The sequence below is a fragment of the Streptomyces sp. NPDC007863 genome, assembly GCF_040633895.1.
In the GTDB taxonomy this organism is placed as follows: Bacteria; Actinomycetota; Actinomycetes; order Streptomycetales; family Streptomycetaceae; genus Streptomyces.
Map to the genome: position 1 here is coordinate 57,834 of NZ_JBEYEI010000013.1, position 13,762 is coordinate 71,595.

The window sequence follows — 13,762 nt, forward strand, 5'->3', positions numbered from 1 at the left end:
CCGGGTCACTCGTACTCGGTGCCGCCCTTGCGGGTCAGGTAGGCCGGGCTGACCGCCTTGGCGACGGCCCGGCCGCCCGTGACCGGGCTGTACCGCTCCACGGCCGGCCGGACGACGACGCCCTCCCGCAGGTGGGCGGCGCGCCCGGAGACCGTCTCGGTGCCGCTCGCGTGGGCGAGGACGGTGTCCAGGTCGTACGGACCCTCGTACAGGCGCGGGACGAGCGGGACCTCGCCCGGCTCCAGGACCTCGGCCGGGTCGAGCCAGCGGACCTGGCCGTCGATCTCGGCGGAGACGTCGAACAGCGCGTAGCCGATCGCCTCGCGGCGGGCGTCGGCGCCGTACGCCAGGTCCTGGACGCCGGAGCCGTACACCTCCCCGAAGAAGCCGACCCGGGTCGCCCCGAGGCGGGCGGCGAGCCGCTCGGCGACGGCGGGCAGGCCGTGCGCGTGGACGGCCCGCCAGTACAGGTTGCGCGGGTCCTCCTGGAGGGCGAGCCCCTTGGCGCCGAAGCCCTTGGAGGACACGTACGCCCGGCCCTCCCCCACGACGTGCGTGAGCAGACAGGCCGTGCCGTGGATCTTCTCGGTGAGGACGACCGCCTCGCCGGGCTCGAAGATGCCGGGATAGCGGTGCAGGTTCTCGATGTCGACCCACGGCAGCAGCTCGGGCGCCGCCTCCACGTCGCCGCTCATGGTCGGCGGGACCGGCGGCACCCACTTGGTGATCCCGAGCGCCTCCGCGAAGTCGGTGCCGTCGGCGGCGGCCCGGTCCAGGTCGACCCCGGCGAGCGCGCCCGGCCGGCAGACGATCCCCTGCGACAGCTCCCCGCGCAGCCGTACCGCCTTCACCCGGTCCGAGGCCTTCCCGGCGAGCCGTCCGGTCAGCCCCAGCTCGTCGACGAGCGCGGCGGGCAGCACGGCCTGCTCCGGGATGTAGACGGCGGTGTCGCCGGTCCGGTAGGCGCCCTTGGCGACGACGGCGCGGTAGAGGCCGACCTGGGCCAGTTCGAGGGCGTCGGCGTTGGGGTGGGGATGGACGGTGAGGACTTCGGCGGTGACGCGCAGGGTGGACATGGTTCAGGACTCCGGTCGCTCGGCTGGCTCGGGTTTCGGTCTCATCGCGGCCCACCCTGACGGACCGTGAAATCCCTGCCCACCGCTTTTGCCGGCTGGTATCGTCGCGATCTTCGCCGGGCCCGCCCGGGCGGAGTCCCGTCAGGACCACACCGTGGCCTCTCCCGCGCTGACCGCCGCCCTCCGCCGCGTCGACGCCGTCTTCGGCGGCATGACCGCTCCCGCCGACGGATGCCTCCACTGCTACGGGGCCGAGGAGCTGGCGCTCCTCGCGATGCCCCGGGCACCGCTGGGCGACGACCTGGCACGCCAGTTCTTCCACAAGGAGCCCGGACACTTCGACGACCACCCGGCGGTGGTGCGGCGGGTGCTGCCGGAGTTCCTCCGCTGTCTCGCGGACGGCCGGTTCTCCGGCATGGGGTACGCCCCCACCGGTCTCGGCCGGGTGCGGTGGCAGGAGTGGCCGCCCGAGCAGGCCGGGGCCATCGCGGAGTTCCTCGACGTGTGGTGGCGGGAGACGCTCGCCGACCCCGAGCCCCCGTACGGGGTGGGGGCGGTGTGGGAGCTGTGCGTGGACATGCACGGCTCCCTCGCGCCCGTGCAGGACGTCTGGGCGGCCGCGCCGAGGGGCGGGACGGAGGACCGGCACCTCGCGGCATGGCTCGCCGACCGGATCTACGACCTGCTCAACGACGACCTCTGGATCATGCCGTGGGCGATGACGGACGACTTGCCCGAGCTCCAGGCCTGGCTCGTCGAGCACGCCCCCGCCCGGCTCGCCGGCCACCCCGATCCGCTGCTCGCCCGCAAGGTCGCGCTGCTGGCGCTCGGCGAGGAGGAGCGGTGGCCCGCCTACTCGGAGCTGGTCGCCGGGGCCGACTAGGGGTCCAGGCCCGGCAGCGGGTCCTGGTCGACCTCGTGGCGGCGGGTGCGGATGTCGGGGGCCGGCGGGTGGAGCTTGGCGTCGCAGGTGGGGCCGAGGCCGGTGCGGCGGGAGTCGGCGCCGGTCAGCGGGCGGCCGCAGAGGCGGCAGCGGACCGGGCGCCGCGACGCGCCGGTCGCGGAATCGACCGCGATTGCCAGCGGTTCTTCACTCATGTTGTCATCTCACCCTAGTCTCGACGAGGAGCTCCCCCATGAGTCTGTACGACATCCCGCTGAAGAACCTGGCCGGCGAACCGGTCTCCCTGGCCGACTACCGGGACAAGGCCGTGCTGGTCGTGAACGTGGCGTCCAAGTGCGGTCTCACCCCGCAGTACGAGGGCCTGGAGCGGCTGCAGAAGACGTACGGCGAGCGCGGCCTCACCGTCGTCGGCGTGCCCTGCAACCAGTTCCTCGGGCAGGAGCCGGGCTCGGCGGAGGAGATCCGGTCCTTCTGCTCGACGACGTACGGCGTGACCTTCCCGCTCCTGGAGAAGACCGAGGTCAACGGCGACGGCCGGCACCCGCTGTACACCGAGCTGACGCAGGTCGCCGACGGCGCCGGCGAGGCCGGTGACGTGCAGTGGAACTTCGAGAAGTTCCTGATCTCCGCCGACGGCGCCGTGACCCGTTTCCGTCCGCGCACCGAGCCGGAGGCCCCCGAGGTCGTCGCGGCCATCGAGGCGCTCCTCGTCTGAGCCCGCGCCCAGGGGCCGCGCCGGGCCGCTGCCCGGCGCGGCCCCTGGGGTATGATCATCGGGCTCTGCACACGGCAACCGGAGGAGGTGGGTTCGATCCGCACCACGCAGGCAGGAAGCTCCCCCTCGGCGGCCGTACCACCGGCTCGGTCGTAGCGGCCGCGGGAGCCTCCGCACGGCTTCCCGGAAGGTCTCTCATGTCGCTCGACCCCACCGTCTCCCTCGTCTCCGCCACCGTCGCCCGGCTCCGCGCCGCGGGGTGCGTCTTCGCCGAGGACGAGGCGGAACTCCTCTTCTCCGCCGCCCGTGACACCGCCGAACTCGACGTGCTCGTCGAGCGGCGTGCCCTCGGCCACCCGCTGGAACACGTCGTCGGCTGGGCCGAGTTCGGCGGGCTGCGGATCTCCGTCGCCCCCGGCGTCTTCGTGCCCCGGCGCCGCACCGAGTTCCTCGTCGAACGGGCCGTCGCGCTCGCCGCTCCCGGCGCGCTCTGCGTCGACCTGTGCTGCGGCTCCGGCGCCGCCGGCGCGGTGCTGCTCTCGGCCGTCCCCGGCGCCCGCGTGCACGCCGCGGACATCGAGCCCGCCGCCGTGCGCTGCGCCCGCGGGAACGTCGAGCCGCGCGGCGGCCGGGTCCACGAGGGCGACCTCTTCGCGCCGCTCCCGGACGAACTGCGCGGCCGGGTGGAGATCCTGGTGGCCAACGTGCCGTACGTGCCGACCGAGGAGGTCGGGCTGCTGCCGCCCGAGGCGCGCGAGCACGAGCCGCTCGTCGCGCTCGACGGCGGCGCCGACGGGCTCGACGTGCTGCGCCGGGTGGCCGCCGGGGCACCGGAATGGCTGGCGCCGGGCGGGCGGCTCTTCGTCGAGACGAGCGAGCGGCAGACCGGGGCGGCGGCCGAGGCCGTCGCCGCGCACGGTCTGACGCCCCGGTTCGAGACCTGCGAGGAGCGGTACGCGACCGTCCTCGTCGCGACCCTGGAGGACTGAGCCGCTCAGCGGCCGAAGGTGTCGATGCCCTCGACCAGCCAGCTCCCGTCGCGCAGGACGACGTCCACGGCGAACATCGCGCCCGCGTAGACGCCCTGGTCCTGGGCGGCCGGCTTCGTCTTCGTCTTCGTCTGCGGCGTTCCGGCCGTGCTGACGCTGCTCTGGTCGGCGTAGACGAGGACGCGGGCGCGGTCGCCGTCGATCCGCTCGACCGCGCTGTCGGTGACGGTCGTGGTGATCACCGACTTCCGCTCGGCGGCCTGCGCGAGCACCCCAGCGAAGAGGGTCCGGTGCTGCTCGACGGCCTTGCCGGTGAGGAAGGCCTTCGCCGCCCGGTCGAAGGCGGCCGCGTCGGTGTGGTCGTAGGAGAAGAGGGCGGCGACGGCCTCGGCCGTCCGTCCCTTGATCTCGCTGGTCCGCGCCGGGTCGGTGAGGGCGGTGTTCGCCCGGGCCGGGTCGTCGCGCAGCTCGCCCGCCCTGCCGTGCGCCCATCCGGCGAAGCCGCCGAGCAGGAGCGTCAGGGCGCAGAGGACGAGGAGGGGGACGCGGTGCCGCGGCCTGGCCTCCCGTGTCTCCTTCTCTTCTTGTACGGGCTTCGCCGCCGTTCGCCGTCGCGTCGCCGGTGCGGGCTCGGTCAGGAGGCCCACGGGGCCCTTGGGGTCGGGGCCCGGCTGGTCTGCGCGGGCCTGGCGGCGGCGCTCGCGGTTGAGGTGGTGGCGGGGCGTCGGCATGGTGCGGTGTCCTTACGTCGTAGGGGCGGGCCCGGTGGGTCAGCCGGTCGCCGTGCCGCCGACGGGGGCCTGCCCCAGACCGCTGAGCTTCCACTGCCCGTCGGTGCGGGTGAGTTCGCCCAGCATGCGGCTGTCCTTGTCGGTGCTCTTGCGGTCGGGCGTGGTGACGGTGACGCGCAGGGCGACGAGCAGCCGGGCGCGTCCGGCGCGGTCGTCGAGCTCCGTGACGGCGCCGGCGAGCACCCGGGCCGTCGTCACCGTCTTCGCCGCCTTCACCTGCCCCTCGAACTCCTCGCGCCCGTCGACGAGTTGCCGGTGGAGTTCGCCGGTCGTGGACGACTCCCAGAGGTCGAGCCCGCGGTCGGTCTGCCGGTGGTCGAGGGTGTTGAGGTTCTGCACGGCCTGCTCCCCCGCGGCGAGCGCCCGGTCGCGCTCGGCGGCGTAGGCGGCGGAGTCGTCGTGGGCGGCGGCGTACCAGGCCTGGCCGGTCCAGGCCGCGAAGCCGCCGGCGAGGAGGGTGAGGACGAGGGCCGCGGCCAGGGCGGGCCGGGCGCCGGTCCGGGTGCGGACGGCGCGTGTCATGGGGTGCTCCCGTCTCCCGCTCATCGTCAGCGGGTCCTGATGTCGGTGATGACCCAGCGGTCGTCCTGGAACCGGGCGGTGACGGTGAGCTGGGCGGCCGCGGTGGTCGCGGCGCCCTCGTCCCGCCGGGAGACCTGGTCGAGGAAGACGAGGAGGCGGGCGCCGTCCCCGTCGAGTTCGATCACGCCGGTGCGGACGGCCTGGGTGGAGAGGGTGACGCGCTGCTCGACGAGGCTCTCGCGGACCTGGACGAAGAGCTCGGTGTACTGGCGGGCGGCGCGGCCGGCGAGGACGGTGCCGGCGTTGCGTTCGGCGGCGTCGGCGCTGGTCGGCGTGTAGGAGAAGATCCGGGCGAGGCCCTCGGCGACGTCGCCGCCGACGCGGGTGGTGGCGGCGGTGTCGGTGAGGGCCTGGTTCCTGGCCGAGGGGGTGGTCCGGAGCTGGTGGGCGCCGTGGAAGAAGGCGCCGCCGCCGAGGAGGAGCGCGATCAGGGCGGTGACCAGGGCCGCCGTGCGCCACCGGGGGGCTCGGGGCTCGGGGCCGCCTTCCCCGGTGTCGGCGGGTTCCGTCTCCGGGGCCGTCTGGGTCGCTGTCATTCGGGGCCGGCCTCCTCGGTTCCGGCGACGGGCACCGCGCTGAGCGCCGACACCCGCCAGGTGGTCTCGCCGGTGCGGGTCAGGACGGCCTCCAGGCGCTTGCGGTCCGTGGTGGCGGCGCCCCCTCGGGGGGTGACCTCGACCTGTACGGTCGCGATCAGCTTCGCCGTGCCGGCGCGGGTGTCGAGTGCGGTGAGGGCGGCCTCGGTGACGGTGGCGCGGGCCGAGGGGCCCACCGCGGGCTCGGTGCGGGCGAGCTCGGTGCGGAGGGGGCCGGTGGAGGCGTCGCGCCAGGCCTCGATGCCCGCCGCGGCGCGCTCGCGGGTGGAGGCGTCGAGGGTGGTGAGGACGGTGAGGCGCTGCCGGCCCTCGGCGAGGGCGGTGTCCCGTTCCCGGCCGAAGGCGAGTTCCTGGTCGGTGCGGGCCTGGGTGTAGGTCCAGGCGCCGGTGGCGCAGAAGCCCAGGGCGACGGTGAGGGCGCCGGCGGAGAGGAGCCGGCCCCTCCTCATCGGGCGCTCCCGGGCGCGATGCCGAGGAGTCCGGCCAGGTCGGTCGGGCCGTCGCTCCGGCCCGGCAGGGCCAGCGCGCCGGGCAGGGGCCGCTCGGCGCCGGCGGTCCGGTCCGGAAGCGGGTTCAGGGAGCCGGGGGCGCGGGCCGGGGCGGGGGCGGCGTCGCCCTTGGGCGCGTGGGCGGAGCCGCGGACGTTGGTCCCGGAGCCGGCGGGGCTGGTGCAGGCGGCGCCGGTGTTGAGGGCGGGCGCGGTGCCGAGGTCCAGGCCGTTGCGGTAGCGCGTACCGCCGTATCCGGAGGTGCAGGGCAGCGGCTTGAAGAAGGTGACGGCGAGGCCGATGTTCAGGCGGCCGCCCTCGACGGCGGTGGCTCCGGCGGAGACGGCCGCCGGGTAGGTGACGAGGAGTTCCTCGATGCCGCGCTGCCGGGTGAGGGCGAGTTCGGAGGTGGTGAGGAGGTTGGCGAGGACGACGCTCAGGCTCGGGTCGAGGTCGTCGAGGAGACCGCTGACCTGGCCGGCCGCCTCGGGGGTGACGGTGAGGAGCCGGCGCAGGTCGGCGTCGGAGCCCTTGAGGGTGGCGGCGAGTTCGCGGGCGCCGGAGGCGAAGTCCCGGATGGCGCGGCTCTCGTCGGCCTGGGTGCGCAGCACGACCTCGCCGTCCCGGATGAGGCGGGTGGTGGCCGGCAGGGAGCGGTCGGCGGCCTGGACGAAGGCGCTGCCGCTGTCGAGGAGGACCTGGAGGTCGTCGCCGTGGCCCTCGAAGGCCTTGCCGAGTTCGTCGACGACCGTGCGCAGCGAGTCCAGGGGGACGGAGCGGGTGAGCGCGTCCATGCTGGTGAGGACGGAGGTGACGGGGGCGGGGACCTGGGTGTCGGACTGTTCGATGCGGGCGCCGTCGGCGAGGAAGGGGCCGCCGTCGCTCTCGGGGCGCAGGTCGATGTACTGCTCGCCGACGGCGGAGAGCCCGGCGACGACCGCCCGGGCGTCGGCGGGGATCCGGGGTGCCGACTTCTTGATGCGGAGCTCGGCGACGACGCCGTCGGCGGTGAGGTCGAGGGCGCCGACGCGGCCGACGGAGACGCCCCGGTAGGTGACGTCGGAGTGGGTGAACAGGCCGCCGGTGCGGGCGAGATGGACCCGGACGGTGTAGTGGTCGGCGACTCCGGCGTAGTGGCCGAGGTCGGCGTAGCGGACGCCGACGAAGGCGAGGACGGTGACGGCGATGACGAGGAAGGCGAGGTTCTTCAGCCGTACGGCACGGGTGATCACCGGCGTTCGCCTCCGTCGTTCGGTTCGCTCGGCGTGAGCGCCGGCAGGGGCAGGGGGTCGGTCGGCGTGGGGGTCGGGGTGGGCGTCGGGTCGGCCTTCGGGACGAGGGGCGGGATCACCTCGGTGCCGGGGGCGGCGGCGAGGTGGAGGTAGGTGTTGAGGTAGTCGCCCTTGACGCCCTTCATGACCTCGTCGGTGAAGGGGTACGTGAGCAGGACCTGGAGCGAGTCGGGGAGGTCGGCGCCCGCGTCGGCGAGGGCCGTCAGGGTGGGGGCGAGGGCCTTGAGGTCGGCGATCATGTCCTTCTTGCTCGCCTCGACGGTGGAGACGGCGACTCCGGAGAGGGTGTCCAGGGCGCGGAGCATGGTGAGGAGGGAACCCCGCTGGTTCTCCAGGGTCTTCAGTCCGGGCGAGAGGTCGGTGAGGATCGTGTCGACGTCCTTCTTGCGGCCGGCGAGGGTGGTGGAGAGCCGGTTGAGGCCGTCGAGGGCGCGGGTGATGTCGCCGCGGTGCGCGTCGAGGGTGGTGACCAGGGTGTCGACGCGCCTGAGCATCGAGCGGACCTGGGGTTCGCGTCCGCCGAGGGCCGCGTTCAGTTCGCGGGTGATGGTCTTGAGCTGGTTGACGCCGCCGCCGTTGAGCAGGAGGGAGAGGGCGCCGAACACCTCCTCGACCTCGGTGTTGCGGCCGGTGCGGGAGAGCGGGATGACGCTGCCGTCGGCGAGCCGGGCGCCGGTCTCCCGGCGGGCGGCGGCCGGCCGCGTCCCGCCGCGTGGCGCGGCCGTGGCCGGGGCGACCAGCTGGACGTACTTCTCGCCGAGGAGGCTGGACTGTTCGACGCGGGCGCCGGCGTCGGCGGGCAGCCGGACGTCGCCGTTGATCTTCAGGGTGACGCGGGCGGTCCAGGTGCCGGGGTCCAGTTCGATGGCGGTGACGCGGCCGACGGCGACGTCGTTGACCTTGACCGCGGACTGCGGCACCAGGCTGAGGACGTCGGCGATCTCGGCGGTGACCGTGTAGGGGTGGTCGCCGAGGTCGGCGCCGCCGGGCAGCGGCAGGTCCTGGATGCCGTCGAAGCGTACGGACGGCGTGGGGAGCGCGCCGAGGGCCAGGGCCAGGCCGAGGCCGACGGCGACCGCGCCGGCGGCTCCGGCGCCCGCGGCCCTGGCCGAGGGCAGGCGGGGGCGTCTCACCGGTCCTCCTCTGCGGGGGTGGTGGGTGTGGCACCGCCGGCGGAGGCTCCGGTGACGGGCAGCGGGAGCAGCGGTCCGCCCATGCTGATCTCGTTGAGGTTGGCGCGGCCGTCGATGGTGCGGGTGGACGGGTCGTAGGCGTTGACGAGGTTGCCGGCGGCGAGCGGGGCGACGTCGAGGGCCTCGGCGAGGGAGGCGCGCTGGTCGACGAGGGTCCGGGTGAGGGGGACGAGCCGGTCGACGTTCTTCTTGAGTTCGCCGCGGTTGTCCTTGATGAAGGTCTTCACCCGGGCGAGGGCCTTGCCGAGTTCTTCGAGGGCGCCGGCGAGGTCGTCCTTGTTCTCGGCGAAGTAGCCGACGACCTCGTCGAGGCGTTCCTGGGCGGTGCGGACCTCGGTGTCCTTCTCCTTGAGCATGGTGGTGAAGGTCTGGAGCTGGCCGAGGCTCGCGAAGAGGTCGTCGCTGCTGCCGTCGAGGGTCTTGGCGGCCTTGCCGAAGCGGTCGATGGAGGTGCCGATGGCGGCGCCGTTGCCCTTGAGGTTCTTCGCGCCGGTGTCGAGGAGTTCGGTGAGGGCTCCGGCGGAGTTGGCGCCGTTCGGGCCGAGCGCCTCGCCGATGTCGGTGATCGAGGCGTACAGCTGGTCGATCTCGACGGGGACGCGGTTGCGGGAGGCGGGGAGTTCGGCGCCGTCGTCGAGGGCGGGGCCGCCGCTGTAGGCGGGGCTCAGCTGGACGTACCGGTCGGCGACGATGCTGGGGGCGACGACGAGGGCGCGGGCGCCGGCGGGGACGCGGACGCCTTCGTCGAGGCGGAGGGCGACACGGACCCGGGTGCCCTGGGGTTCGACGGACTCGACCTCGCCGACGCGGACGCCGAGGACGCGCAGGTCGGAGCCGGCGTAGATGCCGATCGCCCGGTCGAACCAGGCGGTGACGCGGATGCCGTCGTCGTCGAGGGCGCGGACGGTGACGAGGCCGCAGGCGGCGAGGACCGCGAGGGCGAGCCCGGCGACGAGGGGTTTCCTGGTGCTGCTCATCGTGTGCCGTTCCCCTTCGCCGTGGCCTGCCGCTTGGGCGGCATGCATCCGGTCGTGGGCTGCGAGCCCTCGGGCAGGTAGTTCCGGGGCACCACGCCGCACAGGTAGCTGTCGAACCAGCGGCCGTTGCCGAGGGTGTTGCCGACGAGCCGGTAATAGGGGCCGACCAGCGCGAGCGTCTTGTCGAGCTGTCCGCTGTTCCTTTCCAGGACGTCGGTGACCCGGCCGAGGGCCTTGAGGGTGGGGCCGAGCTGTCGGTCGTTGTCGCCGACGAGGCCGCCGAGTTCGGTGCCGAGGGCGCGGCTGCCCTTGAGCAGGGCGCGGATGGCGTCGCGGCGCTTCTGGAGCTCGCCGAGGAGGGAGCCGCCGTCCTCCAGGAGCACCTCGAAGCTGGACTTCTTGTCCTTGAGGGTCTGGGTGAAGGCGGCGCTGTTCTTCAGGAGGCGGGCGAGTTCGGTGTCCCGCTTGGAGACGGTCAGCGACAGGCGGGAGAGGCCGTCGGCGGCGCTGCGCACGTGCGGCGGCGAGTCCTTGAAGGTGTCGGAGATGGTGCGGAAGCTCTCGGCGAGCTTCCCGGTGTCGATGTCGTCGATGGTGCCGCTGAGGTCCTGGAACGCCTGGGTGACGTCGTACGGGGAGGTGGTGCGGGAGAGCGGGATGCGGGTCCCGGGGTCCTGGCGGGCGGAGCCGAGCGGGTCGAGGGCGAGGTACTTCTCGCCGAGGAGGGTCTTGATCGCGATGGCGGCGGTGGACCGGTCGCCGATCCAGGTGTCGCCGGCCTCGAAGGTGACCTTGACCTTGGGGCCGTCGAGGGTGACGCCGGTGACCTCGCCGACCTTGACGCCGGCGACGCGGACCTCGTCGCCGGCGTCGAGCCCGGCGGCTTCGGAGAAGTCGGCGCTGTAGGTGGTGTCGCGGCCGGCGAAGGGCAGCCGGTCGGCGTGGTAGGCGAGGGCGGCGAGGAGGCCGAGGAGGACGAGTCCGACGACGGCGACCGCGAGGGGGTTGCGTTCCTTCACCGGCTTGATCCGGCCGAAGAGGCTCATCCGCGGCACCTCGGTTCGGTGACGGCGATGCCGGTGGGCGGCTTGGCGCCGTCGGAGGTGGTGACGCCGCTCACGCGCGCCTCGCAGAGGTAGAGGTTGAACCAGGAGCCGTAGGAGGAGAGGCGGGCCAGGGCCGTCAGCTTGCCGGGGGTGCGGGCCAGGAACCGCTCGATGCTCGGGGTGTGGTCGCCGAGGGTGGTGGAGAGCCTGCCGAGTTCGCGGATGTCCTTCTTGAGCGGGGCGCGCCCGTCGTGGAGGAGTCCGGCGGTCGTGGTGGTGAGGTCGCCCATGGCCTGGACGGCCTCGCCGAGGGGTTTGCGGTCGGTGTTGAAGCCGGTGACGAGCTTCTGGAGGGTGACGACGAGGTCCTCGAAGCCGGCCTCGCGGTCGTTGAGGGTGGTGAGGACGGTGTTGAGGTGGGTGACGACCTCGCCGACGACCTTGTCCTTGGCGGCCACCGTGGTGCTGAGGGAGCCGATGTGGCGCAGCAGGCTGTCGACGGTGCCGCTCTCGCCCTGGAGGACCTGGACGAGCGAGCCGGCGAGGTCGTTGACGTCGGCGGGCGAGAGGCCCTCGAAGAGCGGCTTGAAGCCGTTGAAGAGCAGGGTGAGGTCGAGGGCGGGGGTGGTGCGGTCGAGCGGGATGGTGTCGCCGTCGGCGAGGGTGCCGGTGAGGTCGCCGCTGCCGCGGCCGAGGGAGACGTACCGCTGGCCGACCATGTCGAGGTACTTGATGCCGGCCGTGGCGGAGCGGGGCAGCGGGCGGTCCTCGCGGACCTCGAAGGTGACCTGGGCGAGGCGCCGGTCGACGACGCGGACGTCGGTGACCTCGCCGACCTTCACGCCGGCGACGCGCACCGAGTCGCCGGCGACGAGGCCGGTGACGTCGGTGAAGAGCGCCTTGTACGCGTGGGTGGCGGAGCCGACGCCGGTGTCGGCGATGCTGAAGCCGAGGACGGTGGTGGCCACCGCCGTGACCAGGACGAACGCCAGGGACTTGAGGACGGTGCCGGTGAGTCCGCGGCGGCGTGAGTATGCCGCTTCCTTCGCCTTCATCGCAGGGTCACCTCCGTTCCGCGGAAGGCCGGGCCGGCGAGCAGGCTGCTCCACTCCGGCAGGTCGCCGGGGTGCTTGCCGGCGGTGGGGGCGAGGAGTTCGGTGACGAGGTCGTTCTCCTGCGGGGAGTTGGCGGGGCCGAGGTCCTGGTCGGCGGCCGCGGAGGCGCGGGCGGCGGGGGCGACGGGGACGCCGAGGTAGGGCACGGGGTGGCAGCGGGGGCCGCCGCCGGAGTCGTAGCGGGGGGTGTCGCGGCCGGGGACGTACGCGCCCCGGGAGGGGACGGCGGTGACGTTCACGTGCAGTCCCGGCCTGCCGGTGCCCTTGCCGAGCGCCTTGTCCATGGCGGGGACGAACCGGGCGAGGGTGCCCAGGGTGCAGGGGAAGGACGAGGCGTACTCGGAGAGCAGCTCCAGGGTGGGCCGGCTCTTCGCGCTGAGCCGGATGACGGTGTCCTTGTTCTTCCGCAGGAAGGCGGTGAGGTCCTGGGCGGTGCGGGTGGTGGCGCCGAGGGTGCCGGAGAGCGCGGCCTCCTGCTCGGCGAGGGTGCCGCTGGTGGTGGTGAAGTCGGTGAGCGCGGTGAGGATGTCCGGGGCGGCGTCCGCGTAGAGGTGGCTGACCTTCACGAGTTCCTTGAGGTCCCGGGTGAGGGCGGGCAGCTGGGGGTTGAACTTCTTCAGGTGGGCGTCGAGCCGGGCGAGGGTGTCGCCGAGCTTCTCGCCGCGGCCTTCGAGCGCCTGGGAGACGGCCGACAGGGTGGCGGAGAGCTTCTGTGGCTGGACGGCGGTGAGCAGGGGCAGCAGGTCGTCGAGGACCTGCTGGAGTTCGATGGCGTTGCCGGAGCGGTCCTCGGGGATGACGTCGCCGGGGCCGAGGGGCTCCGGCGAGGGGTTCGCGGGCGGAACGAGGGCGACGAACCGCTCGCCGAAGAGGGTGGTCGGCAGCATCTGGGCGCGGACGTCGGAGGGGACGTGGCCGAGGGCGCCGGGGCGCATGGCGAGGGTGAGCCGGGCGCCGGTGTCGGTGGCGTCGATGGCGCGGACCTCGCCGACGACGACGCCGCGGAGCTTCACCTCGGCGCCGAGGTGCATCTCGTTGCCGACGCTGCCGGTCTCGACGGTGACCGGGTCGGAGTCGGTGAACTTCTTGTCGTAGACGGCGACCGCCAGCCACGCGAGCAGGGCGGGGACCAGCAGGAAGACGACGCCGGCGGAGCGGCGGCGCAGGGTCTGGCCTCGTGGAGCGTTCATCTCACCCCGCCACCTTCACGGTCGTGGTCGCGCCCCAGAGGGCCAGCGACAGGAAGAAGTCGGTGACGCTGATCAGCACGATGGCGTTGCGCACGGAGCGGCCGACGGCGATGCCGACGCCGGCGGGGCCGCCGGAGGCGCGGAAGCCGTAGTAGCAGTGGGCGAGGATCACCATCACGCTGAAGATCAGCACTTTGAGCATGGAGAGCAGGACGTCGGTCGGGGACAGGAACAGGTTGAAGTAGTGGTCGTACGTGCCCTGGGACTGGCCGTTGAAGAGGACCGTGACGGTCCGGGAGGCCAGGTAGGAGGAGAGCAGGCCGACCGCGTACAGCGGGACGATGGCGACGACGCCCGCGATGATCCGGGTGGTGACCAGGTAGGGCATGGAGCGGACGCCCATGCCTTCGAGGGCGTCGACCTCCTCGTTGATGCGCATGGCGCCGAGCTGGGCGGTGAAGCCGGCGCCGACGGTCGCGGAGAGGGCGAGGCCGGCGACGAGCGGGGCGATCTCGCGGGTGTTGAAGTAGGCGGAGACGAAGCCGGTGAAGGCGGCGGTGCCGATCTGTTCGAGGGCGGCGTGGCCCTGGAGTCCGACGACGGTCCCGGTGAAGAGGGTCATGGCGACCATCACGCCGATGGTGCCGCCGACGACGCCGAGTCCGCCGGAGCCGAAGGCGACCTCGGCGAGCAGCCGCTGCACCTCCTTGAGGTAGCGGCGCAGGGTCCGGGGGACCCAGAGCAGGGCCCTGGCGTAGAAGAGGAGCTGGTCGCCTGAGCGGTCGAGCCAGCCGAGCGGGGCGGCCAC

16 protein-coding genes are annotated in these 13,762 nt (G+C 73.7%); 3 read left to right on the forward strand and 13 right to left on the reverse strand.

Annotation, left to right across the window (positions count from 1 at the left end; all coding sequences use genetic code 11):
* Positions 1-5: 5 nt before the first annotated feature.
* Positions 6-1,076 (reverse strand): RNA ligase (ATP), encoded by a 1,071-nt coding sequence (locus ABZ621_RS21095; RefSeq protein WP_360606668.1) that lies wholly within the window; start codon positions 1,074-1,076, stop codon positions 6-8.
* 154 nt (positions 1,077-1,230) lie between these two features.
* Between ABZ621_RS21095 and ABZ621_RS21100 the strand changes: the two genes are divergently transcribed.
* The gene (locus ABZ621_RS21100; RefSeq protein ID WP_360606670.1) at positions 1,231-1,959 is read left to right on the forward strand and encodes a hypothetical protein; all 729 of its coding nucleotides are present in this window, start codon (positions 1,231-1,233) and stop codon (positions 1,957-1,959) included.
* Here ABZ621_RS21100 and ABZ621_RS21105 read toward each other — a convergent pair.
* The gene (locus ABZ621_RS21105) at positions 1,956-2,174 is read right to left on the reverse strand and encodes a DUF6011 domain-containing protein (RefSeq protein WP_360606672.1); all 219 of its coding nucleotides are present in this window, start codon (positions 2,172-2,174) and stop codon (positions 1,956-1,958) included. The two genes, ABZ621_RS21100 and ABZ621_RS21105, sit on opposite strands and share 4 nt — an antisense overlap.
* Positions 2,175-2,212: 38 nt before the next feature.
* On the opposite strand from ABZ621_RS21105, the gene ABZ621_RS21110 reads away from it, so the two are divergent.
* Complete coding sequence (locus ABZ621_RS21110; protein ID WP_360606674.1) at positions 2,213-2,695, forward strand: glutathione peroxidase; 483 nt, start codon at positions 2,213-2,215, stop codon at positions 2,693-2,695.
* 197 nt (positions 2,696-2,892) lie between these two features.
* The gene (locus ABZ621_RS21115) at positions 2,893-3,684 is read left to right on the forward strand and encodes a putative protein N(5)-glutamine methyltransferase (RefSeq protein ID WP_360606676.1); all 792 of its coding nucleotides are present in this window, start codon (positions 2,893-2,895) and stop codon (positions 3,682-3,684) included.
* 5 nt (positions 3,685-3,689) lie between these two features.
* Here ABZ621_RS21115 and ABZ621_RS21120 read toward each other — a convergent pair whose 3' ends face one another.
* From ABZ621_RS21120 to ABZ621_RS21170, 11 genes are read right to left on the reverse strand one after another with little or no spacing between them, the layout of a single operon-like run.
* The gene (locus ABZ621_RS21120; protein ID WP_360606678.1) at positions 3,690-4,415 is read right to left on the reverse strand and encodes a hypothetical protein; all 726 of its coding nucleotides are present in this window, start codon (positions 4,413-4,415) and stop codon (positions 3,690-3,692) included.
* Positions 4,416-4,454: 39 nt separating this feature from the next.
* Positions 4,455-4,997, reverse strand: coding sequence for a hypothetical protein (locus ABZ621_RS21125; protein ID WP_360606680.1), 543 nt, complete (start codon positions 4,995-4,997; stop codon positions 4,455-4,457).
* Positions 4,998-5,023: 26 nt separating this feature from the next.
* Complete coding sequence (locus ABZ621_RS21130; protein ID WP_360606682.1) at positions 5,024-5,593, reverse strand: hypothetical protein; 570 nt, start codon at positions 5,591-5,593, stop codon at positions 5,024-5,026.
* Positions 5,590-6,102, reverse strand: a complete 513-nt coding sequence (locus ABZ621_RS21135; RefSeq protein WP_360606684.1) for a hypothetical protein — start codon at positions 6,100-6,102, stop codon at positions 5,590-5,592. Before ABZ621_RS21135 ends, ABZ621_RS21130 begins: the two co-directional genes overlap by 4 nt.
* On the reverse strand, positions 6,099-7,373 hold the full coding sequence (locus ABZ621_RS21140) for an MlaD family protein (protein WP_360606688.1): 1,275 nt from the start codon (positions 7,371-7,373) through the stop codon (positions 6,099-6,101). The genes ABZ621_RS21135 and ABZ621_RS21140 overlap by 4 nt, the downstream gene beginning before the upstream one ends.
* The gene (locus tag ABZ621_RS21145; RefSeq protein WP_360606690.1) at positions 7,370-8,566 is read right to left on the reverse strand and encodes an MCE family protein; all 1,197 of its coding nucleotides are present in this window, start codon (positions 8,564-8,566) and stop codon (positions 7,370-7,372) included. The genes ABZ621_RS21140 and ABZ621_RS21145 overlap by 4 nt, the downstream gene beginning before the upstream one ends.
* Positions 8,563-9,603, reverse strand: a complete 1,041-nt coding sequence (locus tag ABZ621_RS21150; protein ID WP_360606692.1) for an MCE family protein — start codon at positions 9,601-9,603, stop codon at positions 8,563-8,565. The genes ABZ621_RS21145 and ABZ621_RS21150 overlap by 4 nt, the downstream gene beginning before the upstream one ends.
* Positions 9,600-10,649: an MCE family protein gene (locus tag ABZ621_RS21155; RefSeq protein WP_360606694.1), complete on the reverse strand. Its 1,050-nt coding sequence runs from the start codon at positions 10,647-10,649 to the stop codon at positions 9,600-9,602. The genes ABZ621_RS21150 and ABZ621_RS21155 overlap by 4 nt, the downstream gene beginning before the upstream one ends.
* Positions 10,646-11,704 (reverse strand): MlaD family protein, encoded by a 1,059-nt coding sequence (locus ABZ621_RS21160; RefSeq protein ID WP_360606695.1) that lies wholly within the window; start codon positions 11,702-11,704, stop codon positions 10,646-10,648. Before ABZ621_RS21160 ends, ABZ621_RS21155 begins: the two co-directional genes overlap by 4 nt.
* Positions 11,701-12,954, reverse strand: coding sequence for an MCE family protein (locus ABZ621_RS21165; RefSeq protein ID WP_360606697.1), 1,254 nt, complete (start codon positions 12,952-12,954; stop codon positions 11,701-11,703). The genes ABZ621_RS21160 and ABZ621_RS21165 overlap by 4 nt, the downstream gene beginning before the upstream one ends.
* 1 nt (position 12,955) lies before the next feature.
* Positions 12,956-13,762, reverse strand: a complete 807-nt coding sequence (locus tag ABZ621_RS21170; RefSeq protein WP_360606699.1) for an ABC transporter permease — start codon at positions 13,760-13,762, stop codon at positions 12,956-12,958.

Bases quoted from the DNA above. Each gene is read 5' to 3' on its own strand.
- ABZ621_RS21095 (WP_360606668.1), bottom strand. From the start codon at position 1,076: ATGTCCACCCTGCGCGTCACCGCCGAAGTCCTCACCGTCCATCCCCAC.
- ABZ621_RS21105 (WP_360606672.1), bottom strand. From the start codon at position 2,174: ATGAGTGAAGAACCGCTGGCAATCGCGGTCGATTCCGCGACCGGCGCG.
- ABZ621_RS21110 (WP_360606674.1), top strand. From the start codon at position 2,213: ATGAGTCTGTACGACATCCCGCTGAAGAACCTGGCCGGCGAACCGGTC.
- ABZ621_RS21115 (WP_360606676.1), top strand. From the start codon at position 2,893: ATGTCGCTCGACCCCACCGTCTCCCTCGTCTCCGCCACCGTCGCCCGG.
- ABZ621_RS21120 (WP_360606678.1), bottom strand. From the start codon at position 4,415: ATGCCGACGCCCCGCCACCACCTCAACCGCGAGCGCCGCCGCCAGGCC.
- ABZ621_RS21125 (WP_360606680.1), bottom strand. From the start codon at position 4,997: ATGACACGCGCCGTCCGCACCCGGACCGGCGCCCGGCCCGCCCTGGCC.
- ABZ621_RS21130 (WP_360606682.1), bottom strand. From the start codon at position 5,593: ATGACAGCGACCCAGACGGCCCCGGAGACGGAACCCGCCGACACCGGG.
- ABZ621_RS21135 (WP_360606684.1), bottom strand. From the start codon at position 6,102: ATGAGGAGGGGCCGGCTCCTCTCCGCCGGCGCCCTCACCGTCGCCCTG.
- ABZ621_RS21150 (WP_360606692.1), bottom strand. From the start codon at position 9,603: ATGAGCAGCACCAGGAAACCCCTCGTCGCCGGGCTCGCCCTCGCGGTC.
- ABZ621_RS21155 (WP_360606694.1), bottom strand. From the start codon at position 10,649: ATGAGCCTCTTCGGCCGGATCAAGCCGGTGAAGGAACGCAACCCCCTC.
- ABZ621_RS21160 (WP_360606695.1), bottom strand. From the start codon at position 11,704: ATGAAGGCGAAGGAAGCGGCATACTCACGCCGCCGCGGACTCACCGGC.
- ABZ621_RS21165 (WP_360606697.1), bottom strand. From the start codon at position 12,954: ATGAACGCTCCACGAGGCCAGACCCTGCGCCGCCGCTCCGCCGGCGTC.